General features: G+C 73.2%; 21 protein-coding genes. 1 reads left to right on the top strand and 20 read right to left on the bottom strand.

Going from position 1 to position 25,891, the window contains the following annotated elements:
- Positions 1–9: 9 nt before the first annotated feature.
- From ABEB07_RS06715 to fmt, 8 genes are all read right to left on the bottom strand, one after another.
- On the bottom strand, positions 10–798 hold the full coding sequence (locus ABEB07_RS06715; RefSeq protein WP_345667423.1) for a carbon-nitrogen hydrolase family protein: 789 nt from the start codon (positions 796–798) through the stop codon (positions 10–12).
- 355 nt (positions 799–1,153) lie between these two features.
- Positions 1,154–1,606, bottom strand: a complete 453-nt coding sequence (locus tag ABEB07_RS06710) for an Lrp/AsnC family transcriptional regulator (protein ID WP_019983898.1) — start codon at positions 1,604–1,606, stop codon at positions 1,154–1,156.
- Between the two features lie 10 nt (positions 1,607–1,616).
- On the bottom strand, positions 1,617–3,089 hold the full coding sequence (locus ABEB07_RS06705) for an amino acid permease (RefSeq protein ID WP_345667422.1): 1,473 nt from the start codon (positions 3,087–3,089) through the stop codon (positions 1,617–1,619).
- Between the two features lie 385 nt (positions 3,090–3,474).
- Entirely contained in the window at positions 3,475–4,926 is a 1,452-nt protein-coding gene (locus ABEB07_RS06700) for a GuaB1 family IMP dehydrogenase-related protein (RefSeq protein ID WP_345667421.1), read from the bottom strand.
- Positions 4,927–5,210: 284 nt separating this feature from the next.
- Positions 5,211–6,254 carry a sugar-binding transcriptional regulator gene (locus tag ABEB07_RS06695; RefSeq protein WP_164585561.1) on the bottom strand — a complete coding sequence of 348 codons (1,044 nt, stop codon included), beginning with the start codon at positions 6,252–6,254 and terminating at the stop codon, positions 5,211–5,213.
- A 78-nt stretch (positions 6,255–6,332) separates the two neighbouring features.
- A complete protein-coding gene (rpe, locus tag ABEB07_RS06690; protein WP_176148222.1) occupies positions 6,333–7,019 on the bottom strand; it encodes a ribulose-phosphate 3-epimerase in 687 nt (228 codons plus the stop codon).
- A 228-nt stretch (positions 7,020–7,247) separates the two neighbouring features.
- Positions 7,248–8,666: an RsmB/NOP family class I SAM-dependent RNA methyltransferase gene (locus ABEB07_RS06685; RefSeq protein ID WP_345667420.1), complete on the bottom strand. Its 1,419-nt coding sequence runs from the start codon at positions 8,664–8,666 to the stop codon at positions 7,248–7,250.
- A gap of 191 nt (positions 8,667–8,857) precedes the next feature.
- Positions 8,858–9,790 (bottom strand): methionyl-tRNA formyltransferase, encoded by a 933-nt coding sequence (fmt, locus tag ABEB07_RS06680; RefSeq protein ID WP_176148224.1) that lies wholly within the window; start codon positions 9,788–9,790, stop codon positions 8,858–8,860.
- A 317-nt stretch (positions 9,791–10,107) separates the two neighbouring features.
- Here fmt and ABEB07_RS06675 point away from each other — a divergent pair, with 317 nt between their 5' ends.
- Positions 10,108–10,674, top strand: a complete 567-nt coding sequence (locus tag ABEB07_RS06675; RefSeq protein ID WP_176148225.1) for a hypothetical protein — start codon at positions 10,108–10,110, stop codon at positions 10,672–10,674.
- Between the two features lie 155 nt (positions 10,675–10,829).
- On the opposite strand, the gene ABEB07_RS06670 is transcribed toward ABEB07_RS06675, so the two are convergent.
- The 12 genes from ABEB07_RS06670 to ABEB07_RS06615 all read right to left on the bottom strand — a co-directional run bounded on the left by ABEB07_RS06670 (position 10,830) and on the right by ABEB07_RS06615 (position 25,890).
- Positions 10,830–12,968, bottom strand: coding sequence for a primosomal protein N' (locus ABEB07_RS06670; protein ID WP_345667417.1), 2,139 nt, complete (start codon positions 12,966–12,968; stop codon positions 10,830–10,832).
- Positions 12,969–13,149: 181 nt separating this feature from the next.
- Positions 13,150–14,358 (bottom strand): methionine adenosyltransferase, encoded by a 1,209-nt coding sequence (gene metK / locus ABEB07_RS06665; RefSeq protein WP_345667416.1) that lies wholly within the window; start codon positions 14,356–14,358, stop codon positions 13,150–13,152.
- Positions 14,359–14,595: 237 nt separating this feature from the next.
- Positions 14,596–15,798, bottom strand: coding sequence for a bifunctional phosphopantothenoylcysteine decarboxylase/phosphopantothenate--cysteine ligase CoaBC (gene coaBC, locus ABEB07_RS06660; RefSeq protein WP_345667414.1), 1,203 nt, complete (start codon positions 15,796–15,798; stop codon positions 14,596–14,598).
- A gap of 126 nt (positions 15,799–15,924) precedes the next feature.
- Entirely contained in the window at positions 15,925–16,197 is a 273-nt protein-coding gene (rpoZ, locus tag ABEB07_RS06655) for a DNA-directed RNA polymerase subunit omega (protein ID WP_009187588.1), read from the bottom strand.
- 51 nt (positions 16,198–16,248) lie between these two features.
- Positions 16,249–16,842: a guanylate kinase gene (gmk, locus tag ABEB07_RS06650; RefSeq protein ID WP_176148229.1), complete on the bottom strand. Its 594-nt coding sequence runs from the start codon at positions 16,840–16,842 to the stop codon at positions 16,249–16,251.
- An 83-nt stretch (positions 16,843–16,925) separates the two neighbouring features.
- Positions 16,926–17,249, bottom strand: a complete 324-nt coding sequence (locus ABEB07_RS06645) for an integration host factor (RefSeq protein ID WP_003977346.1) — start codon at positions 17,247–17,249, stop codon at positions 16,926–16,928.
- A 255-nt stretch (positions 17,250–17,504) separates the two neighbouring features.
- Complete coding sequence (gene pyrF, locus ABEB07_RS06640) at positions 17,505–18,350, bottom strand: orotidine-5'-phosphate decarboxylase (RefSeq protein WP_176148230.1); 846 nt, start codon at positions 18,348–18,350, stop codon at positions 17,505–17,507.
- Positions 18,347–19,462: a quinone-dependent dihydroorotate dehydrogenase gene (locus tag ABEB07_RS06635; protein ID WP_345667413.1), complete on the bottom strand. Its 1,116-nt coding sequence runs from the start codon at positions 19,460–19,462 to the stop codon at positions 18,347–18,349. Before ABEB07_RS06635 ends, pyrF begins: the two co-directional genes overlap by 4 nt.
- Before the next feature lie 84 nt (positions 19,463–19,546).
- Complete coding sequence (carB, locus tag ABEB07_RS06630) at positions 19,547–22,855, bottom strand: carbamoyl-phosphate synthase large subunit (protein ID WP_345667412.1); 3,309 nt, start codon at positions 22,853–22,855, stop codon at positions 19,547–19,549.
- Positions 22,848–23,990 (bottom strand): glutamine-hydrolyzing carbamoyl-phosphate synthase small subunit, encoded by a 1,143-nt coding sequence (gene carA, locus ABEB07_RS06625; RefSeq protein ID WP_176148233.1) that lies wholly within the window; start codon positions 23,988–23,990, stop codon positions 22,848–22,850. The genes carB and carA overlap by 8 nt, the downstream gene beginning before the upstream one ends.
- Positions 23,987–24,580 (bottom strand): PH-like domain-containing protein, encoded by a 594-nt coding sequence (locus tag ABEB07_RS06620; protein WP_176148234.1) that lies wholly within the window; start codon positions 24,578–24,580, stop codon positions 23,987–23,989. Before ABEB07_RS06620 ends, carA begins: the two co-directional genes overlap by 4 nt.
- Positions 24,577–25,890, bottom strand: a complete 1,314-nt coding sequence (locus ABEB07_RS06615) for a dihydroorotase (RefSeq protein ID WP_176148235.1) — start codon at positions 25,888–25,890, stop codon at positions 24,577–24,579. Before ABEB07_RS06615 ends, ABEB07_RS06620 begins: the two co-directional genes overlap by 4 nt.
- Position 25,891: the final 1 nt, after the last annotated feature.

Below are 25,891 nucleotides of genomic sequence, written 5' to 3'. Positions count from 1 at the left end.
CCGGGAGGCTCAGACGAGGGACCCGTACAGGCCGGGGCGGCGGTCGGCGAGGTACGGGTTGCTCTCGCGGGAGGCGGCGAGGAGGGCCGGGTCCGCGTCGGCGAGGACCAGCTCCTCGGCGCGGCCGGCCCGGGCGCGGGCGACGCCGTCGGGGCCGGCGAGGGCGGACAGTCCGGTGAACTCGAACTCGCCTTCGCGGCCGGTGCGGTTGGCGTACGCGACGTACATCTGGTTCTCGAAGGCGCGCACCGGTACGAGGGATTCGGCGACGAACTGGTACGGGTGCATGAGCGCCGTCGGGACGAGGAGGAGGTCGGTGCCGGCCAGGGCGTGGCCGCGCACGTTCTCCGGGAACTCCACGTCGTAGCAGATCAGCAGGCCCACGGTCAGGCCGTTCAGCTCGGCCTGGACGACCGGCTGGTCGCCCGGGGTGAAGTGGTCGCGCTCGAAGCCGCCGAAGAGGTGGGTCTTGCGGTGGTTGGCGAGGCGGGCGCCGTCGGCGGAGATCAGCTGGGCGGAGTTGAAGACGGACTCGCCTTCGCGCTCCGGGTAGCCGTAGGCGACCGCGAGGCCGTGCCGGGTCGCCAGCTCGGCGACCGCGTCGGCGCCCTCGCCGTCGGCGGGCTCGGCGAGGCGGGCGATGTCGTCGCCGATGGCGTAGCCGGTCAGGAACATCTCGGGGGCGAGGAGGAGTGCGGCGCCCGCGGCGGCGGCGCGGGCGGCCGCGGCGTCGAGGACCTTCAGGTTCTCGGCGACGGAGCCGGGGCGGCCGGAGCTCTGGAGCAGGGCGGTGCGCATGGATTCCTCGCGGTGCGGGGGTTCTTCGGGGGGCGGTTAGACGGTACGGGCGGGTGGATGGGGGGTACAAGCGGTCGCCGTTGCGCGGGAGTGGGGGGTTCGTTGCGTACGGAAGGGGGTGTACGGCGATTCGTTGTGCGGGGAGTTGTCTCTCCCCCACCTCGCCCACCCACCCACCCGACTCGGTGGAGTGAGAGGTCACCCTCCCCGGGGCTCCGCCCCGGACCCCGGCTGGGGCTGCGCCCCCTGACCCCGCTTGAGACCCGCGTGCGGCGCCCGGACACGCCTCCGCCCCCGGAGCCGGTGAGGCCGGGGGCGGTGTGGGGTGCGGGGCGGTTTCCACCAGCCCGCGGCGTCACGTCGGGGAGCCCGACGAGTAGCGGCGCAGGAGGGGGGAGAGGACCAGGACCGACTTGGTGCGTTCCACGAACGGCTCGCCCGCGATGCGTTCGAGGACGCGTTCGAAGTGGCGCATGTCCGCGGCGAACACCTGGGCGATCGCGTCCGCGTCGCCGGTGACGGTGGAGGCGGACACCACCTCCTGGTAGCGCTCCAGGCCCCGCTGGATGGTCTCCGGGGAGGTGTTGCGCCGGCAGTGGATCTCGACGTACCCCTCGGTCTCCCAGCCGAGCGCCGCCGGGTCGACCCGGACGGTGAAGCCGGTGATGGCTCCGGTGGCGCGCAGCCTGTCCACGCGCCGCTTGACGGCGGGCGCGGACAGGCCGACGAGCTGCCCGATGTCCGCGTAGGAGCGGCGGGCGTCCTCGGCGAGGGCGTGCACGATGCGTTCGTCGAGATCGTTCAGCACAGTGGGTGGATCACTTTTCGGAAGGCGCGGCGAGACGGGAGCGGCGGTAGCCGTACCCGAAGTAGAACACGAGCCCGACCGCCATCCAGATTCCGAAGACCACCCAGGTGACGGCCGAGAGGCTGCCCATCATCCAGACGCACAGGACGAAGCCGATCGCGGGCAGCAGCGGGGACAGCGGCACGCGGAAGGTGCGGCGCATACCGGGACGGGTCCGGCGCAGCACCACGACCGCCACGTTGACGAGCGCGAAGGCGAAGAGCGTGCCGATGCTGGTGGCGTCGGCGAGCTGGCCCAGCGGGACGGCGGCGGCCAGCACGCCGCAGAACAGCGACACGATCACCGTGTTGGCGCGCGGCGCGCCGGTCTTCGGGTGGACGCGGGAGAACACCTTGGGCACCAGGCCGTCGCGGGACATCGCGAACAGGATGCGGGTCTGGCCGTACAGGACGGTCAGGACGACGCTGGCGATGGCGACGACCGCGCACGCGGCCAGCAGGGTGCCCCAGAAGGACTGGCCGGTGACCTCGCGCATGATCTGGGCGAGGGCCGCCTCCGAGTCGGTGAACTGCCGCCAGGGCTTGGCGCCCACGGCGACGGCGGCGACCAGGACGTAGAGCGCGGTCACGATGACCAGCGACAGCATGATCGCGCGGGGCAGGTCGCGCTGGGCGTCCTTGGCCTCCTCGCCCGCGGTGGAGGCGGCGTCGAAGCCGATGTAGGAGAAGAACAGCGTCGCGCCCGCCGCACTGACGCCGCCCATGCCCAGCGGCATGAAGTGGGCGTAGTTGCCGCTGCGGAAGCCCTGGACGCCGATGGCGCAGAACAGCACCAGCGAGGCGATCTTCACGCAGACCATGACGGTGTTGGCGCGCGCGGACTCCTTGGCGCCGCCCATCAGGAAGACCATGGCGAGCAGGACGACGATCAGCGCCGGCAGGTTGAAGACGCCGCCGTCGCCGGGCGGCTCGGACAGCGCGGCCGGGAGGGTGACGCCGATGGTCCCCTTGAGCAGTTCGTTGAGGTACTCGCCCCAGCCGACGGCCACGGCGGCCACCGACACGCCGTACTCCAGCAGCAGGCACCAGCCGCACACCCAGGCGATCAGCTCGCCCATCGTTGCGTACGCGTACGAGTAGGAGGAGCCGGAGACGGGGATCGTGCCGGCCAGTTCGGCGTACGACAGGGCGGAGAACAGCGCGGTGAGGCCGGCGATCACGAAGGACAGCGTGACGGCGGGACCGGCCTTGGGCACGGCCTGCCCGAGGACCACGAAGATGCCGGTGCCGAGGGTGGCGCCGATGCTGATCATGGTGAGCTGCCACAGCCCGAGGGACCGCCTGAGGGTCCCTCCTTCGCCCTGGCCGCCCTCGGCGACCAGGCGTTCCACGGGCTTGCGCCGCATCAGGCGGGCGCCGGCGGACGGGGGGACGGGGGTGGTGCGGTCGTGCGGTGGTGCACTGGGGGCGCCTCGGTCGAGCACGCGCGGCTCCTTGTCGCTGCGGGTCTTCAGCGGCGGGGACCGGTGGCGCCCCGTCCCGGGGGGACCCACCGAGCGGGGTCCCTGCCGCGCCACGTACAGCGCAGACCCTATGAGGCGGGGCGTCGCGGTCGTAATGCAGCAACCTTGCGTGTCTCCGCATGATCGTTGCGTTGCTCGGCGCTGAGCGGACGTTCGTTGCGCGGGTGCTTTCGACCGTTGCGCGCCCGACGTACGGGTGCGTCCCTTATCGCCCCGGTGGCCCGGAACGCCGTACGGCCCCCGTCCGGCCCTGTGACGGGGCGGGACGGGGGCCGTGGGGGCCGTGGGGGCCGTGGGGGCCGCTGGGCGCGGGAAGGATACGGCTCGGCTCCGGCGGCCGGGCGGGTCAGCTCCAGCTGGCGTGCAGGGGCTTGCCCTCGGCGTAGCCGGCCGCGCTCTGGACGCCGACGATGGCCTTGTCGGCGAACTCCTCCAGGGAGGCGGCGCCGGCGTAGGTGCAGGAGGAGCGGACGCCCGCGATGATCGAGTCGATCAGGTCCTCGACGCCCGGGCGGGTGGGGTCGAGGAACATCCGCGAGGTGGAGATGCCCTCCTCGAACAGCGCCTTGCGGGCGCGGTCGTAGGCGGACTCCTCCGAGGTGCGGTTGGCGACGGCACGCGCCGAGGCCATGCCGAAGGACTCCTTGTAGAGGCGGCCGCTGGCGTCCTGCTGGAGGTCGCCCGGCGACTCGTAGGTGCCGGCGAACCAGGAGCCGACCATCACGTTGGACGCGCCGGCGGCGAGCGCCATGGCCACGTCGCGCGGGTGGCGGACGCCGCCGTCGGCCCACACGTGCTTGCCGTACTTGCGCGCCTCGGCGGCGCACTCCAGGACGGCGGAGAACTGCGGCCGGCCCACGCCGGTCATCATCCGCGTGGTGCACATGGCGCCGGGGCCGACACCGACCTTGATGATGTCCGCGCCGGCGTCGATCAGGTCCTTGACGCCCTCGGCGGAGACGATGTTGCCGGCGACGATCGGGACCCGCGGGTCGAGGTCGCGCACCAGCTTGACCGCGCTGATCATCGACTCCTGGTGGCCGTGCGCGGTGTCGATGACGAGGGTGTCCACGCCCGCGTCGAGGAGCTGCTTGGCCTTGCCCGCGACGTCGCCGTTGATGCCGACGGCGGCGGCGATGCGCAGTCCGCCCCGGTCGTCGGTGGCGGGGGTGTACAGCGTGGCGCGCAGGGCGCCCTTGCGGGTGAGGATGCCGGCCAGGCGGCCGTCCTTGTCGACGGCGGGGGCGTAGCGCCGGTTGTGCTGGTCGAGGGTGTTGAAGGCCTCGCCCGGGTCGATGTCCGCGTCCAGGAGCAGCAGGTCCTTGCTCATCACCAGTTCGAGCTGGGTGAAGCGGTCGACGCCGGTGAGGTCCCGGTCGGTGACGACGCCCACGGGCCGCTGGTTCTCGTCGACGACCACGCCGGCGTTGTGCGCCCGCTTGGGCAGCAGGGCGAGGGCGTCGGCGACCGTCTGGTGCGGGGCCAGCACGATGGGGGTGTCGAGGACGTGGTGGCGGCTCTTGACCCAGGAGACCACGTCGGTGACGACGTCGATCGGGATGTCCTGCGGGATGACCACCAGTCCGCCGCGGCGGGCCACGGTCTCGGCCATGCGGCGGCCGGCGATCGCGGTCATGTTGGCGACGACCAGCGGGATGGTGGTGCCCGTGCCGTCCGGGGCGCTGAGGTCCACGCCCTGCCGTGAGCCGACCGCGCTGCGGCTCGGCACCATGAAGACGTCGTCGTACGTCAGGTCGTACGCGGGCTGGATGTCGTTGAGGAAACGCACGTGCTGCACATCCCAGTCGTTCAGAGGTGACCCCCTGGCAGGACCGCCAGGGGGAAAGAGCACGTACTTCATTGTCCCACGCCCCGGGCGGCACCGGCCCCCGGCAGAACATCCAGGCCGGTCAGGGGCCGGGTGGGAGGAACCTCCAACGGCGGGGGCGGGCCGCTGGACCGGGCGGGGGCGCGGGTGCCGGGTGCGCGAACGCGGGACGGCTGTGGCGATGTGTCGACACATCGCCACAGCCGTCCCGCGCCGACCCGCGCGTCCTCGGACCCGCGTCCAGATCCGTATTCTCAGACCCCGTCCGGGTCCGCCCGGTTCAGGGCGGGCTTCGGAGCGGTACCGGCCGTCATCAGGTAGTCGGCGGCCGAGGTGTCCGTGACCAGGCTGGTGACCAGCCCGGAGCGCAGCACCGCGTCGATCGCGGGCGCCTTGCGCTGCCCGCCCGCTATCGCGACGACCTCGGGGATGCGGCGCAGCTGGTCCGCCTTGACCGTGATGCACCGCTCCCCCAGGTCACGGCCGATCCGCCGCCCCTCGGCGTCGAACAGGTGCGCGGACATCTCGGCGGCGACGCCGAGCGAGGCGTAGTGGGCGCGCTCCTCGTCGCTGAGCATGTCGTGCACCGTGGAGATGCCCGGCTCCCAGGAACCGATGGAGACGCAGGCGACGGTGACCTTGTCGAAGTACTCGAAGGCCCGTGCGATCCCGGTCTGGTTGCGCAGCGCCACCGCGGTGGCCGCGTCCGGGAGCAGCATCGGGGCGTAGATGGGGTGGGCGTCGCCGCCGGACACCTGCGCTGCGCGGCGCACGGCCTCCACCGAGCCGCGCTCGGCGGTCCCGGCGTCGTAGACGCCGGTCAGCTGCACCACCGTGCACGGGGGCAGCCGGTCGAGGGCCGCCGCCATGTGGATGGTGGAGCGGCCCCAGGCCAGCCCCAGGACGTCCCCCTCGTTGACGAGTTCCCCGAGCAGGTCGGCCGCGACCTCGCCGAGGTTCTCCGGGTCGGGGGTCTCCTCGGCGTCGGCCGGGGACTCCACGACGACGGCGTGCCTGAGGCCGTAGCGGGCGCGGAGCGCGTCGGAGCGCTCGGCGTCCAGTTCGGCCGGCACGCGGATCTCGATGCGCACGAGATCCCGTTCGAGAGCGGTCTCCAGGACCCTGGCCACCTTGAAGCGGCTGACGCCGAACTCCTCGGCGATCTGGATCTTCGACTTCCCCTCTAGGTAGAAACGGCGGGCCATGGCCGCCGCCTGCACCAGCTCAGCGGGTCCCATCCGCACTGCTGACCGGCCCGCCGACATACCCGACACGGCGATCTCCTCACTGCTGTTCACACTCTGGATTCGCCGTTCATCCTTGCAGATCCGGCGCGCAGGATCAGCCCTGATGAGAGCCGTTCACGTAGCTGACGCTCAGTGGTCGCACGCCCACGATGCGGTGGCGGTGGCCGCCTCCGCCCGCGTGCGCAGTGCACGTACCGCTTCGGCGGGGTCGTCGGCGCCGTAGACCGCCGAGCCGGCGACGAAGACGTCGGCGCCGGCCTCGGCGCAGCGCTCGATGGTGGAGGCGGAGACTCCGCCGTCCACCTGGAGCCAGAGCTGGAGGCCGTGCTTGCCGATCAGCTCCCTGGTCCGGCGGATCTTGGGCAGCATGATGTCGAGGAACGCCTGGCCGCCGAAGCCGGGCTCCACGGTCATGACCAGCAGCATGTCGAGTTCCGGGAGCAGGTCCTCGTAGGGCTCGATGGGGGTGGCGGGCTTGAGCGCCATGGAGGCGCGCGCGCCCTTGGCGCGGATCTCCCGGGCGAGGCGCACCGGCGCGGCGGCGGCCTCGACGTGGAAGGTGACCGAGGAGGCGCCGGCCTCGACGTACTGCGGGGCCCACCGGTCGGGGTCCTCGATCATCAGGTGGCAGTCCAGCGGCGTGTCCGTCGCCCGGGCCAGGGACTCCACGATCGGTACGCCGAGGGTGAGGTTCGGGACGAAGTGGTTGTCCATGACGTCGACGTGGAGCCAGTCGGCGCCTTCGACCGCCTTCGCCTCGTCGGCGAGGCGGGCGAAGTCTGCGGACAGGATGCTCGGGTTGATCTGCGCGGCCATGCCCCAAGACTGCCATGCCGGAGCACGGTTGTTCGCCCCGGTCCCGCCGGGCCGCGTCCACCGGCCGCCGCCGGGCCACCGCCACCGTCGGCCTCGGCCGCGGACGTACCGCGATCGGGCGCGGGCGCGGACGTACCGGTCGGCGCCGTCGGGAGGCGCCGTCGGGAGGCGCCGCCGGAGGTACGGCCACGGTCTCGGGGCCGCCGGAGACCCGGCGGCCCCGTGGGGTCAGGCCGTGCGGCGGATGAGGGCCAGGTACATGGCGTCGGTGCCGTGCAGGTGCGGCCAGAGCTGTACGTCAGGGCCGTCGCCGAGGGCCCCGACGCCCGGGAGCAGCGGCCGGGCGTCGATCAGCTCGGTGTCGGGGAACTGCTTGAGCAGGTCGTCGACGACCGCTCGGGTCTCGGCGAGGTGCGGCGAGCAGGTGGCGTAGCCGACGACGCCGCCGATCCGCACCGACTCCAGCGCCGTGCGCAGCAGCCCGCGCTGGAGCGGGGCGAAGCCGTCCAGGTCCTCCGGGCGGCGCCGCCACCGTGCCTCGGGGCGGCGGCGCAGGGCGCCCAGGCCGGTGCACGGCACGTCCACGAGGACCCGGTCGAAGCTGCCGGGCCGCCACGGCGGGCGGGTCCCGTCGGCGGCGATCACCTGGTACGGGCCGGGGTTGCCGTCGAGGGCGCGGGCCACGAGCCCGGCGCGGTGCGGCTGCTTCTCCGAGGCGAGCAGGAACGCGCCGCGCTCCGCGGCGAGCGCCGCGAGCAGGGCCGCCTTGCCGCCGGGTCCGGCGCAGGCGTCGAGCCACTTCTCGTCGGGGCCGTCCAGCGGCGCGTCGGCCAGGGCGAGGGCGACGAGCTGGCTGCCCTCGTCCTGGACGCCCGCCCGGCCTTCCCGTACGGCGGTCACGGCGCCCGGTTCGCCGCCCTCGGTCAGCCGTACCGCGTACGGCGACCAGCGGCCCGGCAGCGCGGCCTCCTCGCCGAGGAGTTCCTCGGTGGTGGCGCGGCCGGGCCGGGCGACGAGGGTCACCTCGGGCCGCTCGTTGTCGGCCTCCAGCAGGTCCTCGATGCCGGCGCGGCCGCCGCCGAGGGAGTCCCACAGGGCGGAGACGACCCAGCGCGGGTGCGAGTGGACGACGGCGAGGTGGTCCTCGGGGTCGTCGTCGTAGGGCGGCGCCACCTTCTCCAGCCAGCCGTCGAGGTCGCTCTGCGCGACCTTGCGCAGCACGGCGTTGACGAACTTGGCCCGCCCGTCGCCGAGCACGACCCGCGCGAGCTCCACGGTGGCGGAGACGGCGGCGTGGCTCGGGATGCGGGTGCCGAGCAGCTGGTGGGCGCCGAGGCCGAGCACGTCCAGGACGGGCGGGTCGACCTCCCTGAGCGGCCGGTCGACGCAGGCGGCGATGATCGCGTCGTAGGTCCCCTGGCGGCGCAGCGTGCCGTAGACCAGCTCGGTGGCGAGCGCGGCGTCCCGTGCGTCGAAGTCGCCCTTCTCCCGCGCCTTGCGCAGCAGCGGCGGCAGGACGAGGTTGGCGTACGCGTCCCGTTCGTCCACCGCGCGCAGCGCGTCGAAGGCGAGGATGCGGACGGGGTCCTTCTGCGGCCGGCGGTAGGGCTTGGCGGGCCTGCGGGCCCGACGGGAGGTGTCGCTCACGAAAAAGGTGCTCCGGATGTGTGGGGTGCGGGGCGCCGCGGGGCGCCGCGCGGCGCGCGAATGCGCCGTACGCCCAGCCTACGTCCCGTACGGGACCGCACGCCCGCGCCCCACGGCCGCCTCGCCGCCGCCCGGTGGGCCGCCCGGTGACCCCGCCGACGCCCGCTCGCCTCGGCCCCCGGCGCCGCCTCTCAGCCCCCCAGCGCCTCGCCCTCCGCGATCCGCGCCCCGCGCGCCCAGTCCGCCGCCCGCATCGGCTTCTTGCCCTGGGCCTGCACCCACAGCAGCTCGACGGCGTACGAGCCGGTGCCGGCGTGGACGCTGTTCTTGCCGACGGCGAGCGCGCCCGGCGCGAGGTCGGTCCGCGCGGGCACGGGGACGGCCTGGATCAGCTTGAGCCGCTCGCCGCGGAACGTGGTCCACGCGCCGGGCGCCGGGGTGCACCCGCGCACCACCCGGTCCACGCGCAGGGCGGGGGCGGTCCAGTCGACCCGGGCGTCCGCCACGGTGATCTTCGGCGCGAGGGTGACGCCCTCGGCCGGCTGCGGCACCGCCTTCAGGGCGCCGTCCTCGATGCCGTCCATGGTCGCGGCGAGCAGGCCCGCACCGGCCAGGGCGAGCCGGGTGAGCAGGTCGCCGCTGGTGTCGGTGTGCCGGACCTCCTCGGTGATCGTGCCGTAGACCGGTCCGGAGTCGAGGCCCTCCTCGATGAGGAAGGTGGACGCGCCGGTGATCTCGTCGCCCGCCATGAGGCTGTGCTGCACGGGCGCGGCGCCGCGCCAGGCGGGCAGCAGGGAGAAGTGCAGGTTGACCCAGCCGTGGCGGGGGATGTCGAGGGCGGTCCGGGGCAGCAGGGCGCCGTAGGCGACGACCGGGCAGCAGTCCGGGGCGATCTGCCGCAGCCGCTCCTGGAACTCCGGGTCGCGCGGCTTGGCCGGCTTGAGCACCTCGATCCCGGCCTCCTCCGCCCGTTCGGCGACCGGGCTCGCGATCAGCCGGCGCCCGCGGCCGGCCGGTGCGTCGGGGCGGGTGACGACGGCGGCGACCTCGTGCCGGCCGGAGGCGATCAGGGCGTCCAGGGCGGGAACGGCGACCTCGGGGGTACCGGCGAAGACGAGCTTCATGGGCGGGTGCGGGCCTCTCGGTCGGGGCGGGAACGCGGGCAGCGCACCAGTCTATGACCAGGAACGCCGGGCCGCCGAGGGCGAGTCATGAGGGCGTACGCCCCCTCGGCCGGGCGTGCGCCCCCGCTTGGGGTTGTGCGCCGTACGGGGCGGGCGTGCGCCATGTCGCCCGGCAACCTTCGGGGGCGTACGCATATGCCCTTACGCCCCCACACCGTGACCAGCGGACCGAAAAGGCGTTGGTCAAGACAGAGTTGACCACAGCGGGCCGCTCGCGCGGCCCGGTTCCTTTCAACGCCGGTTCGAGAGGCTTGTTCATGGCCGACCACGCAACCCACGACGCCCAGGCCCGGGCCAGCCTGCACTTGCTGGTGCGGGACATCGAGCGGGTCCGCCGGCAGGTGGACGCACTGCGCACCCTCACCGCCCAGTTGGGCAACGTCTACCGCCCGCGCCGCTCCGGCCCCTCCACGGGCTTCGTCGTCTACGGACGCGCCCCCGCCCCGACCGTCCGCCTCGCGCAGGAACTGCGGGACAGCGTCGAGACCCTGGTCACGGCGGCCGTGGACTTCGACCGCTCGCTCGGCTTCTCGTGGGACGCCGTGGGCTCGGCCCTCGGCGTCACCAAGCAGGCCGTGCACCGCCGTTACGGCGCGCGCCGTGCCGCCGCGCAGACGGCGGAGGCCGAGCGGGCCGCGGAGCCCGGGACCACCCGCACCGTCGAGGTCGGCGCCGCCCTGCCCGGCGTACCCGCCGTGCCCGCCGGGCCCGCTGTTCCGACGGTTCCCGCCGCCCGTTCCCTGCCGACCCAGCCGACGGCCGGCAGCCCGTCCCTGCGCGAGGACGTCCGGCCGACCGCCTTCCCGGGTCCCCGCAACGGCTGACGCCCGCCGCTCACCACACCACGCCGCCCTCCCCGCCGTATCCGGGAGGGCGCGGGTGTGTCCGGGGCCGGTGCCTCGACGGCGACGGCGTCCGCGATCACGCCGACCACAGCGACTACAGCGACTACAGCGACCACGAAGGCCGCCACGTCCCGTCAGCCGATGTCCGGCGGGTCGATCCGCACCCACACCCCCTCCACGCCCCCCCGCGCCGTACGGGCCGCCTGCGCGGCCTTCAGGGCGGCGGCCAGCGCGGCGCCGCTGCCGGGCGGCACCCGGACCAGTGCCCGGTCCCACTGCTCACCGGGCGGCGGCGCGCCCGTCCTGCGCGGCCGGCCGGCCGGGGTGACCGGCAGCGGCACCGGGCCCAGCACCTCGGCCGGGCCCGGCAGTTCGACGGTGCGCAGGAAGTCCGCGACCGCCGCCGGCGGGCCGGTGACGGCCGCCATCCGGGACACCGGCGGGAAGCCCAGTTCGGCGCGCTCGGCCAGTTCCCGCACCGCGTGTCCCACGGGGTCCCAGCGCACCAGGGCCTGCACGGGCCGCAGCGTCGGCTCGGCCACCACGACCACCGTGCCGCCCGCCTCCTGCGGGCGGACCAGCGCGGCGGCGGCGATCCAGCGGCGCAGCGCGTCCTCGGCCGCCCGGAGGTCGGGCCGGCCCAGCATCGCCCAGCCGTCCAGGAGCAGCGCCGCCGCGTAGCCGCCCTCGGCGACCGGTTCGGCGCCCGGGGTGCTCACCACCAGCGCGGGGGCGTCCGGCACGGTGTCCAGCACGTGCTCGCGTCCCGAGGTGCGCACCGGCACGGCGGGGAAGGCCCGCCCCAGTTCCTCGGCCGTCCGCCGGGCCCCGACGACCTGGGCGCGCAGCCGGAACGCCCCGCAGTGCGGGCAGTGCCAGCCGTTCTCCTCGCGCCCGCACCACTCGCAGCGCAGCACTCCCCCGTCCTGCCCCTGCAAGGGTCCGGCGCAGTGCCGGCAGCGGGCGGGCTGCCGGCACTGCGCGCAGGCCAGCCGCGGCACGTAGCCCCGCCGGGGCACCTGCACCAGCACGGGGCCGTGCCGCAGTCCGTCCCGGGCCGCCTGCCAGGCGAGCGAGGGGAGCCGGGCGGCGCGGGCGGCCTCGTCGCGGGCGAGATCGCGGTCGCCGACGGTGCGGACCAGCGGCGCCGCCCGCCGCACCTGGTCGCGCGCCGCCACCAGAGGGCGCGCCCAGCCGGTGTCGACGAGCTGGGCCGCCTCCACGGTGCAGGCGCGACTGCCCAGCAGGAAGGCGCACTTGTCCTGGGCGGCGCGCAGCAGCAGTACCTCGCGGGCGTGCGGCTGCGGTGCGTGCGGCTCGCTGTGGTTGTCGTCGCCGTCGTCCCACAGGGCGACCAGTCCGAGGTCGCGCACGGGCGCGAACATGGCGGCGCGGGTCCCGACGACGGCGCGGACGGAGCCCCGGCGCACCGCGAGCCACTGGCGGTAGCGCTTCTCGGGGCCGGCGTCGGCGGTGAGCAGCGCGTGCCGTCCCTCGCCGAGGAGGGCGGTCAGCGCGGTGTCGACGCGGGCGGCGGTGCGGCCGTCGGGGACGACGACGAGGGCGCCGCGCCCGGAGGCGAGGGCGGCGGCGACGGCGCGGGCGAGTTCCTCGCTCCAGTCGGGTCCGGGCAGCGCGTTCCACACGGCGCGGGGCGAGCCGCCCGCGGCCAGCGCCTCGACGAACGCCGCGCCCCGCTCGTAGCGCGTCCAGGAGCCCGCGGCGGGCGCCGGGGGCGGCGGGAGCGGGTCGGGCGAGGGGCGCTGCTCGGCGCGGGCGTTGCGCGGCGGCACGGCCAGTTGCAGGACGTCGGCGAGGCTGCCCGCGTACCGGTCGGCGACGGAGCGGGCCAGGCCCAGCAGTTCGGGGCCGAGCACGGGCTCGGGCGAGACGACCTGGGCGAGTGCGGCGAGCGGCCCCGCGTAGTCGGACTCGGCCCGGCGCTCGATCAGGAAACCGTCGATCAGTCCGCCGCCCTCGCGGCGGCCCTCCCGGACCCGGTGCCGGCCGGCCCCGAACCGCACCCGCACCCGCACGCCGGGCTGGGCGTCCGCGTCCAGTTCGGCGGGGACGGCGTAGTCGAAGTACCGGTCGAGGTGGAGCACGCCCTTGTCGACCAGCACCCGGGCCACCGGCCGTTCCCCGGCCAGCTCGGCCCCGCGCCAGGTCCGCGGCTTGGCGCGCGGCGCCTTGGCCTGGCGCACGCTCTCCCGGATGAGCGCGAGCTGCTCCGGCGGCGCCCCGCCGTCCCCCTGCCCGTTCTCGCTGCTCACGCTTGCATTCTTACCAAACCCCACTGACAACCGGCGCCCCGCCGGGACCGCCGGCCGCGCAGCCCGCCCGAGGGTCCGCGCGGTGCGCGCCGCTTGCCGGCGCCCCGGCCTGCTCCGGGAACGGGCGAGGCCCGGCTCCCCCAGAGGGGAGCCGGGCCTCGGAACGATCCGGGCGCAAGGCTCAGAGCCCCGCCGCCTCCTTCAGCGCGGCCACGCGGTCCGTGCGCTCCCAGGTGAAGTCCGGCAGCTCGCGGCCGAAGTGGCCGTAGGCGGCGGTCTGGGCGTAGATCGGGCGGAGCAGGTCGAGGTCGCGGATGATCGCGGCCGGGCGCAGGTCGAAGACCTCGTCGATGGCCTTCTCGATCCTCTCCGGGTCCACCTTGTGGGTGCCGAAGGTCTCCACGAACAGGCCCACCGGCTCGGCCTTGCCGATCGCGTAGGCGACCTGGACCTCGCAGCGGGCGGCCAGGCCGGCGGCCACGACGTTCTTCGCGACCCAGCGCATGGCGTACGCGGCCGAGCGGTCCACCTTGGACGGGTCCTTGCCGGAGAAGGCGCCGCCGCCGTGGCGGGCCATGCCACCGTAGGTGTCGATGATGATCTTGCGGCCGGTCAGGCCCGCGTCGCCCATCGGGCCGCCGACCTCGAAGCGGCCGGTCGGGTTGACCAGCAGGCGGTAGCCCTCGGTGTCCAGCTTGATGCCGTCCTCCAGGAGCGCCTTCAGCTCCGGCTCGACGACGAACTCGCGGATGTCGGGGGCGAGCAGCGACTCCAGGTCGATGTCGGAGGCGTGCTGCGAGGAGACGACGACGGTGTCCAGGCGGACCGCCTTGTCGCCGTCGTACTCGATGGTGACCTGGGTCTTCCCGTCCGGGCGCAGGTAGGGGATCGTGCCGTTCTTGCGCACGTCCGACAGGCGCTTGGACAGCCGGTGCGCCAGGAAGATCGGCAGCGGCATGAGGGTCGGCGTCTCGTCGGTGGCGTAGCCGAACATCAGGCCCTGGTCGCCTGCGCCCTGCCGGTCCAGCTCGTCCTCATCGCCTTCCACCCGGGACTCGTACGCCGTGTCGACGCCCTGCGCGATGTCCGGGGACTGCGCGCCGATCGAGACGGAGACGCCGCAGGAAGCGCCGTCGAAGCCCTTCTTGGACGAGTCGTAGCCGATGTCGAGGATCTTGTTGCGGACCAGGGTGGCGATGTCCGCGTACGTCTTGGTCGTGACCTCGCCGGCCACGTGCACCAGGCCGGTGGTGATCAACGTCTCCACGGCGACCCGGGAGGTCGGGTCCTCACGCAGAAGCGCGTCGAGAATGGTGTCGCTGATCTGGTCAGCGATCTTGTCGGGGTGACCCTCGGTCACGGACTCCGAGGTGAACAGGCGACGGGACACAACGCTCCCTGGGGTTGCAGCGGCTGCTGGCTGATCATGGGCGGGCGGCACAGGGCTGCGCCTGGCCGTCCGTGGAACAGTTTATCGGTCGCGCTCGGCCACCGGCCCACCTGTCTCGCCTCTCGGGAACCCTGTGACCTGCGGCACGGGCATTCTGCCCAATGCACGGCGGCCTTGACCAGAGCCGCCGCGCGCCGGGCACGAGCGTTGAGTGGATCGTGGGGCGAAGGGAACCACTCAGTGCAGCCTGGCGGCCACCAGGTCCCACACGATTTCGGCCAGGGCCTCCTTGGGCCCGTGCGGCACCGGGGTCTCGCCGCCGTCGGCGGCCAGCACCACGGCTTCGTTCTCCTCCGCGCCGAACGTCCGGTGCTCCCCCACCTCGTTCACCACCAGCAGGTCGCAGCCCTTGCGGACGAGCTTCGCGCGGCCGTGGGCAAGGACGTCGTCGGTCTCGGCGGCGAAGCCCACGATCACCTGTCCGGGCCGCGCCCGGTCGGCCGATATCTCCGCGAGGATGTCCGGATTACGCACCAGAACGATGGGTTCCGGTTCCTGGTCGTCCTTCTTCTTGATCTTGCCGGTGGCGTAGGCGGCGGGACGGAAGTCGGCCACGGCGGCGGCCATGACGACCGCGTCGGCGTCGGCGGCGGCCTTCAGGACCGCCTCGCGCAGCTGCACGGCCGTGCCGGCCGGGACCACGTCCACGCCCGCCGGGTCGGGCAGCGCGGTGTTCGCGGCGATCAGCGTGACCCGGGCGCCGCGGGCCGCGGCGGTGCGCGCCAGCGCGTAGCCCTGCTTGCCGGAGGAGCGGTTGCCGAGGAAGCGGACCGGGTCGAGCGGCTCGCGGGTGCCGCCGGCGCTGACGACGACGTGCCGGCCGGCGAGGTCGGGCTCGGCCGCGCCCCGGGCGAGGACCCGTCGGCAGACCTCGAAGATCTCCGCCGGGTCGGGCAGCCGGCCCTTGCCGGTGTCGACGCCGGTCAGCCGGCCGACCGCCGGCTCGACGACCACGGCGCCGTGGCGGCGCAGCGTCGCCACGTTCTCCTGGGTGGCCGGGTGCTCCCACATCTCGGTGTGCATGGCCGGGGCGAAGACCACCGGGCAGCGGGCGGTGAGCAGGGTGTTGGTCAGCAGGTCGTCGGCGAGGCCGTGGGCCGCCCTGGCGAGCGTGTCGGCGGTGGCCGGGGCCACCACCACCAGGTCGGCGCCCTGGCCGATGCGGACGTGCGGCACCTCGTGGACATCGTCCCAGACCTCGGTGGCGACCGGGTTGCCGGAGAGCGCGGACCAGGTGGCGGCGCCCACGAAGTGCAGCGCGGAGGCGGTCGGCACCACCCGGACGTCGTGCCCGGACTCGGTCAGTCTGCGCAGCAGCTCGCACGCCTTGTAGGCGGCGATGCCGCCGCTGACGCCCAGAACGACCTTCGGCTTGTCCACCGTCTCTCCCGGATTCGGCCCCGGTGCGCCGGCCGGCGCACGCCTCTATGACACACCACAGGCCCGACAGTCGCGCTGCCGGGCCTGTGGAAAAAGCTACTGCGGTACGCAGATAAGACTTGCCGCTTACTGCACCGGGCCTTCGATGGCCTCGGAGGTCAGCAGACCCGCGTTGATCTCGCGCAGGGCGATGGAGAGCGGCTTCTCGTGGACGTGGGTGTCCACGAGCGGACCGACGTACTCGAGGAGGCCCTCGCCGAGCTGCGAGTAGTACGCGTTGATCTGGCGGGCGCGCTTGGCCGCGTAGATCACGAGGCTGTACTTCGAGTCGGTGGCCTCGAGGAGCTCGTCGATCGGCGGGTTGATGATGCCCTCGGGCGCGGAGATGGAAGAGGACACGCTCTACCTTCCGATGGATGGGAAAGAATCAGTCAGCATGACCATGGACGATCACACGACGTCCATCAAGGCTAGCAGCTCGCGCGCCACGTCCTCGACGGAGGTGTTGACCAGGGTCTCGTCGAACTCCGGCTCGGCCGCCAGCTCGACCTTCGCGGCCCGCAGCCGGCGCTCGATCACCTCGGGCGGCTCGGTGCCCCGGCCGGTGAGCCTGCGCACCAGTTCCTCCCAGGAGGGCGGGGCGAGGAAGACCAGACGGCCCTCCGGCATGGTCTCGCGGACCTGCCGGGCGCCCTGGAGGTCGATCTCCAGCAGGACCGGCACGCCGGTCTCCAGGTGCTCCAGCACCGCGGCGCGCGGGGTGCCGTAGCGGTTGCCCGCGAACTCGGCCCACTCCAGCAGCTCGCCGTTGGCGATCAGCTTGTCCATCTCCTCGTCGGTGACGAAGAAGTAGTGCACACCGTGCTGCTCGCCGGGGCGGGGCTTGCGGGTCGTCGCCGACACCGAGAGCCAGACCTCGGGGTGCGCCTTGCGCATATGGGCGACGACCGTGCTCTTGCCGACCCCGGAGGGGCCGGAGAGCACGGTCAGCCGCGGACGTGCGTCCGGGGGTACGGGGGTCGTCCCCCGGGGTGTTACTGCCATGCAGCGATTATTCCAGCAATCGCGGGGTGCCCGGGACCCGCGTCCCGAGGACCCGGGACGCGGGGAACCGGTGCTGCCCGGACTCAGGAACCGGTGCTGCCGAACTCACGCTCCAGGGAAGCGATCTGGTTGGAGCCGAGGCCGCGCACACGACGGCTCTCGGAGATGCCGAGTCGCTCCATGATCTGCTTGGCGCGGACCTTGCCCACGCCCGGGAGGGACTCAAGGAGGGCCGACACCTTCATCTTGCCGATGACGTCGTTCTCCTGGCCCTGCTTGATGACCTCGTGCAGGGAGGCGCCGGAGTGCTTGAGTCGATTCTTGACCTCGGCCCGCTCCCGGCGAGCCGCGGCGGCCTTTTCGAGCGCGGCTGCGCGCTGTTCAGGGGTAAGGGGCGGAAGAGCCACGCCTACGTCACCTCGGATGTCGAACTGTCGGATACGGACCGGTGAGGAGGCGTTTCGCCCCACACCAGGCGAGCTACGGGCGACACACTTGCCCGTGCGCTCTCGACGGAGACTAGCGGTCAAGGGCCCAAGAGTCAGCGAGAACAGCGGAAAAGTCCTGGTCAGCCTCGCTCAGGCCGGACATTTAGGACATAATCCCCCTGATTTGAGGAGGAAACCAGACTCCGGCGGGCCCCGAACCGTCCGGCCGGCGGCTCAGCCGGCCGCCACCGCCGCCCGGATCTCCTCCGCGAAGCGCTCCGCGGCGCCGCGCAGCGCGGCGACGTCGGGACCGTGACGCAGAACACCCCGGCTGACGTTCGGGACGACGTTGCGCACCGCGGCGCCGAAGACGGCCGGCAGATCGGCCGGGGTCGCCCCCTGGGCGCCGATCCCGGGCGCGAGCAGCGGTCCGTTCACGTCCAGGTCGTACGACGACAGGTCGCCGAGGGTGGCGCCCACCACCGCGCCGAAGGAGCCCAGCGGCCGCTCCCCCGCGTTCTCCGCGGCCAGGTGCGCGAGCATGGTCGCGCCCACGTCCAGCCCGTCCGGGCGCCGGGCGTGCTGCACCTCGCCGCCCTCCGGGTTGGAGGTCAGCGCCAGCACGAACAGGCCGGCGCCGCTCTCCCGGGCCAGCTCGACGGCCGGCCGCAGCGAGCCGTAGCCGAGGTAGGGCGAGACGGTCAGCGCGTCGGAGAACAGCGGGGCGTCCTCGTGCAGGAAGGACTCGGCGTAGGCGGCCATGGTCGAGCCGATGTCGCCGCGCTTGGCGTCCATGACGACCAGCGCGCCGGCCGCCCGCGCCTCGGCCACCGACTTCTCCAGCACGGCCGTGCCGCGCGAGCCGAAGCGCTCGAAGAAGGCGCTCTGCGGCTTGAGCACGGCGACCCGGTCGGCCATCGCCTCCACGACGGTGCGGCTGAACCGCTCCAGGCCGGCCACGTCGTCGTTCAGGCCCCACTCGGCGAGCAGGGAGGCGTGCGGGTCGATGCCGACGCACAGCGGGCCCCGCTCGTCCATGGCACGGCGCAGCCGCGCGCCGAAGGGTTCCCTGGCGCTCATACGGACTCTCCCGCCTTCTTGACATCGGCGCCGACCGCGTCGGCGAGGGTGGCGTAGGGGCTGTTGCGCAGGCGCGCCGCCAGGCCCTTGTGGATCGCGCGGCCCCAGAAGGGGCCCTCGTAGATGAAGGCGCTGTAGCCCTGGACCAGCGTGGCGCCGGCCAGGATGCGCTGCCAGGCGTCCTCGGCGCTCTCGACGCCGCCGACGCCCACCAGGGTGATCCGGTCGCCCACGCGCGCGTACAGGCGGCGCAGCACCGCGAGGGAGCGCGCCTTGAGCGGCGCCCCGGACAGTCCGCCGGTCTCCTGGACGAGGGCCGCGTCCGACCTCAGGCCGAGGCCGTCGCGGGCGATGGTGGTGTTGGTGGCGATGATGCCGTCCAGGCCCAGTTCCACGGCGAGGTCGGCGACCGCGTCCACGTCCTCGTCGGCGAGGTCCGGGGCGATCTTGACCAGCAGCGGCACGCGGCGTGCGGGCACGGAGCGGTCGGCGGCCTCGCGCACCGCGGTCAGCAGCGGGCGCAGCGCCTCGGTGGCCTGGAGGTCGCGCAGGCCGGGGGTGTTGGGCGAGGAGACGTTGACGACGAGGTAGTCGGCGTACGGCGCCAGGCGCTCGGCCGACTTCACGTAGTCGCCGACGGCCTCCGCCTCGGGGACGGCCTTGGTCTTGCCGATGTTGACGCCGACCACGGCCCTGAAGACCGGCGTGCGCGCGGCAAGGCGGGCGGCGACGGCCAGGGAGCCGTCGTTGTTGAAGCCCATCCGGTTGATCAGCGCCCGGTCGGGCACGAGCCGGAACAGGCGCTTTGGGGGGTTGCCGGGCTGCGGCTCGCCGGTGACGGTGCCGATCTCGACGTGGTCGAAGCCCAGCATCGTCATGCCGTCGATGGCGACGGCGTTCTTGTCGAAGCCGGCGGCGAGCCCGAACGGGCCGTGCATGCGCAGCCCGAAGGCCTCGGTGCGCAGCTCCTTGTGGCGCGGGGCGAGGGCCGCCGCGAGGAAGGTGCGCAGCACGGGGACGCGGGCGGCCAGGCGGATCCAGCGGAAGGCGAGGTGGTGGGCGGCTTCCGGGTCCATCCGCCGGAAGATGAGGCGGAAGAAGAGCTCGTACATCTCGGAGAAGTCCTCGGGGTCCTCATGAGGGGGTCCTCATGAAGAGGGGGACACCGTTTCCGGTGTCCCCCTCGGGGCTGGCTGCTAGTCGCGGGCCGCGGTCAGGAACTCGGCGTGTTCCTGGAGCGAGCGCACGCCCACGTCGCCGTGGTTGAGGGCGTCGATGCCCTGGACCGCGGCGGCGAGCGCCTGGACGGTCGTCAGGCAGGGCACGGAGCGCGACACCGCCGCCGTACGGATCTCCCAGCCGTCGAGGCGGCCGCCGGTGCCGTAGGGGGTGTTGACGATGAGGTCGACCTCGCCGTCGTGGATGAGCTGGACGATGGTCTTCTCGCCGTTCGGGCCGACGCCCTCGGACTGCTTGCGCACCAGCGTGGCGTTGATGCCGTTGCGCTTGAGGACCTCGGCGGTGCCGGAGGTGGCGAGCAGTTCGAAGCCGTGCGCGACCAGCTCGCGGGCGGGGAAGATCATCGAGCGCTTGTCCCGGTTGGCGACCGAGATGAAGGCGCGGCCCTTGGTGGGCAGCGGGCCGTAGGCGCCGGCCTGCGACTTGGCGTACGCCGTGCCGAAGACGGAGTCGATGCCCATGACCTCGCCGGTGGAGCGCATCTCCGGGCCGAGGACGGTGTCGACGCCGCGGCCGTGGATGTCGCGGAAGCGCGACCACGGCATGACGGCCTCCTTGACGGAGATCGGCGCGTCCAGCGGGATGGTGCCGCCGTCGCCGTTCTTCGGCAGCAGGCCCTCCTCGCGCAGCTCGGCGACGGTCGCGCCCAGCGAGATGCGGGCGGCGGCCTTGGCCAGCGGCACCGCGGTCGCCTTCGAGGTGAAGGGGACGGTGCGGGAGGCGCGCGGGTTGGCCTCCAGGACGTAGAGGATGTCGCCGGCCAGCGCGAACTGGATGTTGATCAGTCCGCGCACCCCGACGCCGCGCGCGATGGCCTCGGTAGAGGCGCGCAGCCGCTTGATGTCGAAGCCGCCCAGGGTGATCGGCGGCAGGGCGCAGGCCGAGTCGCCGGAGTGGATGCCGGCCTCCTCGATGTGCTCCATGACGCCGCCGAGGTACAGCTCCTCGCCGTCGTAGAGGGCGTCGACATCGATCTCTATGGCGTCGTCCAGGAACCGGTCGACCAGGACCGGGCGGGACGGGCTGATCTCGGTGGACTCGGCGATGTAGGACTGAAGGCGCGCCTCGTCGTAGACGATCTCCATGCCCCGGCCGCCCAGGACGTAGGAGGGGCGCACCAGGACCGGGTAGCCGATCTCGTCGGCGATGGTCTTGGCCTGGGCGAAGGTGGTGGCGGTGCCGTGCTTGGGGGCGGGCAGGCCCGCCTCGGCGAGCACCCGGCCGAAGGCGCCGCGGTCCTCGGCGGCGTGGATGGCCTCGGGCGAGGTGCCGACGATCGGCACGCCGTTGTCCTTGAGCGCCTGGGACAGGCCCAGCGGGGTCTGGCCGCCGAGCTGGACGACGACGCCGGCGACGGGGCCGGCCTGCCGCTCGGCGTGGACGATCTCCAGGACGTCCTCCAGGGTGAGCGGCTCGAAGTAGAGCCGGTCGGAGGTGTCGTAGTCGGTGGAGACGGTCTCCGGGTTGCAGTTGACCATCACGGTCTCGTACCCGGCGTCGGACAGCGCGAAGGAGGCGTGGACGCAGGAGTAGTCGAACTCGATGCCCTGGCCGATGCGGTTGGGGCCGGAGCCCAGGATGATCACGGCGGGCTTCTCGCGGGGCGCGACCTCGCTCTCCTCGTCGTAGGAGGAGTAGAAGTACGGCGTCCGCGCGGCGAACTCGGCGGCGCAGGTGTCGACGGTCTTGTAGACCGGGCGGATGCCGAGGGTGTGGCGCACCTCGCGCACGACGTCCTCGCGCAGGCCGCGGATCTCGGCGATCTGCTGGTCGGAGAAGCCGTGCCGCTTGGCCTCGGCGAGCAGGTCGCGGGTCAGCTCGGGGGCCTCGGCCAGCTCGTCGGCGATTTCCTTGATCAGGAAGAGCTGGTCGACGAACCAGGGGTCGATCTTCGTGTACGCGAAGACCTCCTCGGCGGTGGCGCCCGCGCGGATGGCCTGCATGACGGTGTTGATCCGGCCGTCGGTGGGGCGTACAGCCTCTTCGAGCAGCGCCGCCTTGTCGCCCGGCTCGCCGGTGAAGGCGAACTGGCTGCCCTTCTTCTCCAGCGAGCGCAGCGCCTTCTGGAAGGCCTCGGTGAAGTTGCGGCCGATGGCCATGGCCTCGCCGACCGACTTCATGGTGGTGGTGAGGGTGGAGTCGGCGCTCGGGAACTTCTCGAAGGCGAACCGCGGCGCCTTGACGACCACGTAGTCGAGCGTGGGCTCGAAGGAGGCCGGGGTCTCCCGCGTGATGTCGTTGGGGATCTCGTCGAGGGTGTAGCCGACGGCGAGCTTGGCGGCGATCTTCGCGATCGGGAAGCCGGTCGCCTTGGAGGCCAGCGCCGAGGAACGCGAGACGCGCGGGTTCATCTCGATGACGATCACGCGGCCGTCCTCGGGGTTCACCGCGAACTGGATGTTGCAGCCGCCGGTGTCGACGCCTACCTCGCGGATGATCGCGATGCCGACGTCGCGCAGGGTCTGGTACTCCCGGTCGGTCAGCGTCATCGCGGGCGCCACGGTGATCGAGTCGCCGGTGTGCACGCCCATGGGGTCGAAGTTCTCGATGGAGCAGACGACCACGACGTTGTCGTTCTTGTCGCGCATCAGCTCCAGCTCGTACTCCTTCCAGCCGAGGATGGACTCCTCCAGGAGCACCTCGGTGGTCGGCGAGAGGGTGAGGCCCTGACCGGCGATGCGGCGCAGCTCCTCCTCGTCGTGGGCGAAGCCGGAGCCGGCGCCGCCCATCGTGAAGGAGGGGCGGACGACGACGGGGTAGCCGCCGAGCGTGTCGACGCCCTGGAGGACGTCGTCCATGGTGTGGCAGATGACCGAGCGGGCGGACTCGCCGTGCCCGGTCTTCTTGCGGACCTCCTCGACGACGCCCTTGAACAGGTCGCGGTCCTCGCCCTTGTGGATCGCCTCGACGTTGGCGCCGATCAGCTCGACGCCGTACTTCTCCAGGACGCCGTTCTCGTGCAGCGAGATCGCGGTGTTCAGGGCCGTCTGGCCGCCCAGGGTGGGCAGGAGCGCGTCGGGGCGCTCCTTGGCGATGATCTTCTCGACGAACTCGGGGGTGATCGGCTCGACGTAGGTGGCGTCGGCGATCTCCGGGTCGGTCATGATCGTCGCCGGGTTGGAGTTCACCAGGACGACGCGCAGGCCCTCGGACCTGAGGACGCGGCACGCCTGGGTGCCGGAGTAGTCGAACTCGGCGGCCTGGCCGATGACGATCGGGCCGGAGCCGATGACCAGGACGGACTGGATATCGGTGCGCTTAGGCACGCTGGCCCTCCATCAGGGAAACGAAGCGGTCGAACAGGTAGGCGGCGTCGTGCGGGCCGGCCGCCGCTTCGGGGTGGTACTGGACGCTGAAGGCCGGCTTGTCGAGCAGCTGGAGGCCCTCCACCACGTTGTCGTTCAGGCAGACGTGGGAGACCTCGGCGCGCCCGAAGGGGGTGTCGGAGACCTGGTCGGTGGGGGCGTCCACGGCGAAGCCGTGGTTGTGCGCGGTGACCTCGACCTTGCCGGTCGTGCGGTCCTGCACGGGCTGGTTGATGCCGCGGTGGCCGTACTTCAGCTTGTAGGTGCCGAAGCCGAGCGCGCGGCCGAGGATCTGGTTGCCGAAGCAGATGCCGAACAGCGGGGTGCCGCGCTCCAGGACGCCGCGCATGACGGAGACCGGGTGGTCGGCGGTGGCCGGGTCGCCGGGGCCGTTGGAGAAGAACACGCCGTCGGGCCGGACCGCGTAGACGTCCTCGACGGTGGCGGTGGCGGGCAGCACGTGCACCTCGATGCCGCGCTCGGCCATGCGGTGCGGGGTCATGCCCTTGATGCCGAGGTCGACGGCGGCGACGGTGAACTTCTTGTCGCCGATCGCCGGGACGACGTACGCCTCCTTGGTGGCGACCTCCGCCGCGAGGTCGGCGCCGACCATCTCGGGGGCCTCCTTGACGCGGGCCAGCAGCGCGGCCTCGTCGCGGACGGCGTCGCCGCTGAAGATGCCGACCCGCATCGCGCCGCGCTCGCGCAGGTGGCGGGTGAGGGCCCGGGTGTCGATGCCGCTGATGCCGACGACGCCCTGCGCGGCCAGCTCCTCGTCCAGGGAGCGCCGGGAGCGCCAGTTGGACGGGACGCGCGCGGGGTCGCGCACGACGTAGCCGGCGACCCAGATGCGCCGCGACTCGGGGTCCTCGTCGTTGACGCCGGTGTTGCCGACGTGCGGGGCCGTCATGACGACGACCTGGCGGTGGTAGGACGGGTCGGTGAGGGTCTCCTGGTAGCCGGTCATGCCGGTGGAGAACACGGCTTCGCCGAACGTCTCCCCCACGGCCCCGTAGGCGCGGCCGCGGAAGATCCGGCCGTCCTCCAGGACGAGTACGGCGGGAACCCTCGTGGTTCCCCTGCTGGAGGTGGTCATCGTTCGACGCCTTCCGTGGTGTTCGTTTCGATCATGGAGTTGAGGGCCTGGACCCACTCGGTGTGCTCGGCCGCCCGGTCGGAGCGGAAGCCGGAGTCGATCAGCCGCTCGCCGTGCGCCCAGGTGACGATCAGCAGGCCGCCCTCGGTGAGGACCTTGCCCGCGATGCCCTTGTCCAGCCGGGCCCCGCGCAGCCGCGCGGCCGGGACGAAGAAGTCCGGTGCGCCGGGGCGTACGACGTCCAGGCCCGCGTCGGTGAGCGTCAGCTCGACGCGGCTGCGGGTGCCCAGGCCGTGCGCCACGATGCGGTCCAGCCACTGACCGGCGGTGGTGGAGCCGTGGTAGCGGCCGGTCATCGTCAGTCTCGCCTCGCCGGGCTCCTGCGGCGCGCCGGGCAGCTCGGGCAGGTCGCTCTGGAGGGTGCCGCGCCACTTCCAACCCTCGCGCATCAGCCAGTAGACGAGCGCGACGAAGAGGGCGAGGCCGACCAGCCAGCCGACGCGCGCGCCCCAGTCGGTGACCGTGGCCGACTTCTCCCCGGCGGCGATCCGGGTGGCGTACCCGGCTGCGAGCAGTGTTGCAGGTGTCACGTGAGCTTCCCGTCGACGAGCGTGGCCTTGCCCCGGAGCCACGTGTGGGTGACACGGCCCGGCAGCTCACGTCCCGCGTAGGGGGTGTTGCGGCTGCGCGAGGCGAAGCCCGCGGGGTCCACCTGCCCACGGTATGCCGTGTCGAGGAGGGTGAGGTTGGCGGGCTCACCTGCCGAGACGGGGCGTCCGTGCCCGGTGGCGCGGCCGATCCGGGCCGGGGCGAGGGACATGCGGTCGGCGACGCCGGCCCAGTCCAGCAGCCCGGTGTCGACCATGGTCGCCTGGACCACGGACAGGGCGGTCTCCAGGCCGACCATGCCCATGGCGGCGGCGGCCCACTCGCAGTCCTTGTCCTCGTGCGGGTGCGGGGCGTGGTCGGTGGCCACGATGTCGATGGTGCCGTCGGCGAGCGCCTCGCGCAGGGCGCGCACGTCGCGCTCGGTGCGCAGCGGCGGGTTGACCTTGTAGACGGGGTCGTAGGTGCGCACCATCTCGTCGGTGAGCAGGAGGTGGTGCGGGGTGACCTCGGCGGTGACGTCGATGCCGCGGGACTTGGCCCAGCGGACGATCTCGACGCTGCCGGCGGTCGACAGGTGGCAGATGTGCACGCGGGAGCCGACGTGCTCGGCGAGCAGCACGTCCCGGGCGATGATCGACTCCTCGGCGACGGCCGGCCAGCCGCCCAGGCCCAGCTCGGCGGAGACGACGCCCTCGTTCATCTGGGCGCCCTCGGTGAGCCGGGGCTCCTGCGCGTGCTGGGCGACGACGCCGCCGAATGCCTTCACGTACTCCAGCGCCCGGCGCATGATCACCGCGTCGTCCACGCACTTGCCGTCGTCGGAGAAGACGGTGACGCCGGCGGCGGACTCGTGCATGGCGCCGAGTTCGGCGAGCTTCCTGCCCTCCAGGCCGACGGTGACGGCGCCGATGGGCCGCACGTCGCAGTAGCCGTGCTCGCGGCCGAGCCGCCAGACCTGCTCGACCACGCCGGCGGTGTCGGCGACGGGGAAGGTGTTGGCCATGGCGAAGACGGCGGTGTAGCCGCCCGAGGCGGCGGCGCGGGTGCCGGTGAGGACGGTCTCGGAGTCCTCGCGGCCGGGCTCGCGCAGATGGGTGTGCAGGTCGACCAGGCCCGGCAGCAGCACCTTGCCGCCGGCCTCCACGACCTCGGCGCCCTCGGCGCCGAGACCGGTTCCACTCCAGTCGATTTCGCCCTGCCGGGCGGTGGCGGCGACGGTCTCGCCGTCGATCAGGACGTCCTGCGGCTCGCCGCCGAGCACCCGCGCACCGCGGATCAGGGTCTTGCTCATC

Origin of the sequence: Streptomyces similanensis (assembly GCF_039543625.1) — a bacterium.
GTDB lineage: Bacteria > Actinomycetota > Actinomycetes > Streptomycetales > Streptomycetaceae > Streptomyces > Streptomyces similanensis.
This window is presented reverse-complemented; position numbering and strand designations above follow the sequence as displayed.